Origin of the sequence: Micromonospora sp. LOL_023 (assembly GCF_048060115.1) — a bacterium.
Lineage (GTDB): Bacteria > Actinomycetota > Actinomycetes > Mycobacteriales > Micromonosporaceae > Micromonospora_E.
In genome coordinates, this window is sequence record NZ_JBHMIM010000148.1 from 1 (window position 1) to 1,999 (window position 1,999).

Genomic DNA, 1,999 nt, shown 5'->3' on the forward strand with positions numbered 1-1,999 from the left:
GATTCCCACACATCTTGACCGTTCCGGACACCGCGCCCGGTGATCAGAGCCTTACCCGGAAAGGCTCAATGAGTGTCGTGCTGGATGCGCTGGCCCAGGGCTATGGGAACTCAACGGTTATCGAAAACCTCAGCGTCACGCTGAGGCCAGGGATCACCGCGCTGTTGGGTCCCAACGGTGCGGGCAAGACAACCTTGCTACGAACGCTAGCGACCATCATGCCGCCACGTAACGGCCGGATCCGCATCGATGACACCGATATCGATGGTGAGCGGTCTGCCCGCAAGGTCAGAGACCAGATCGGCTACCTACCGCAGAATTTCGGCTTCGACCCGCAGATGAAGCTCGTCGACTTTGTGACATATGCGGCCTGGATGCGCGGGGTGCCGGCGAGCCAGTGGCGGCGATCGGTCGGCGAGACGCTGGAGATGGTCGACCTGACAGACCGGCGGCGGTCGAGGATGCGTAGTCTCTCCGGCGGCATGCGCCAGCGCGCCGGCATCGCCTGGGCGATCGTGGGACGACCTCGGGTGGTGCTGCTCGACGAGCCCACCGTCGGCCTGGACCCGCGCCAGCGGCTCCAGTTCCGCAAGATCGTCGCGGAACTCGACGAGACGGTCGTGGTACTCAGCACCCACCTGATCGATGATGTTGCGGCGGTCTGCGACCGGGTGATCGTAATGCACGGTGGGGCGGCCAGGTTCGACGGTTCGGTGACCGAACTAGCGGCGCTTGGCCACGAAGGGCTTCCTGGGCATTCTGCGCTGGAGCGGGCGTACATGCATCTACTTCCCGAGCGGGAGCAGCAGCTGTGAGTGGACTGTGGCTGCACATACGGAACTCACCAATCCGGTGGGCGTTGCCAGTACTCATCGCCATCGACCTGGCGGTGCTGTTCCTACGCAACCGCCACTGGATCGGTGTCTGGCCGGAGACCGGCGCCGCAGCGCTGGTGCCCGCCTACCTGCTCGGCGTGGTCGGTGCCGGCGCCGCCGCCTGGACAGCGAGCGCACCGACGCTACACAGAGTGACGGAGCAACTGGCGGCGGCGTATATTCACCCGGCTCGGTTAGAGGCGAACCGGCTCGGCGCCACCATCCTCGTCTTACTGATCCCCTACCTGATCGGTCAGGTGGTCGCCTTCGTCGTCACGGCTCAGACGTTTCCACCGGGCGTGCATCTCTGGCTGGGCTACGCGCTGCTCGGAATCTTCGTCATTCTGACCTCGGTTGCCCTGGGTTGGACGTGCGGGAAGTTGCTCGGTCCGGTATTCGCAGCGCTGACGGCGGCAATGGGATTCCTGTTCCTGACCGCGTTGCTCGACCGGTTTGGATTCGTGGTCGTCTCCGGACGACCGGAGGTGGCAGTCGATCCGGGGCCGCTGGCACTACGGCTGGCGTCAGTCATGGTCCTACTGCTGGCGATGCTCTGGCTGCCGACCTCACATGCTCTGCGGCGGCAGAGGACGCTGTTGCTGGTTCCTGCGGTGTTGCCGCTCATCGTGGTCTTGGTGGCTACGAGCACGGTAACGGACCGAGAGCAACCAGGAGACAACGTGGTCTGCGTCGTTGGATCAACTACTTTGTGCATCTGGCCGGAGCACGAGAAGCACCTCCCCCGACTGCGGGATCTCAGTGCTCGGATCGACCTGCTACCGCAGAATTTCGTCCGCCCGCCGCGTATCAATGAGGTCGGGATTGAGAAGTCCTGGTTCCGTGGCCCAGACGGAAAGTGGCACCTAGGCTACGAGACGGGTCCGCCGATCTTCAACATCATCGAGGGAAGTCCTTGGTCGTATTCTGGTGACATCGGCACGGCGATTTCCGCCGCAACCTTCGGTATCCAGGACTTCGATACCTGCGACTGGACCGGCCTCAGCTCGTCCGACGAGAAACGGCTCTTGGCAGTTGATGCCTGGCTGGAGGCGTACCTAGTACGGCAGCCGCCATTTGTTAGTTGACCAGGGCGTATTCGCGGTTGAGGCGGGTGCGTTGGTGGT

At 63.5% G+C, this 1,999-nt stretch carries 2 protein-coding genes; both read left to right on the plus strand.

What is annotated here, in order from left to right; genetic code table 11:
• Positions 1-815 (plus strand): ATP-binding cassette domain-containing protein (locus ACFHVL_RS31150; protein ID WP_416632197.1); only part of this gene is annotated, 815 nt, incomplete at its 5' end.
• A 44-nt stretch (positions 816-859) separates the two neighbouring features.
• Complete coding sequence (locus ACFHVL_RS31155; protein ID WP_416632199.1) at positions 860-1,960, plus strand: hypothetical protein; 1,101 nt, start codon at positions 860-862, stop codon at positions 1,958-1,960.
• Positions 1,961-1,999: the final 39 nt, after the last annotated feature.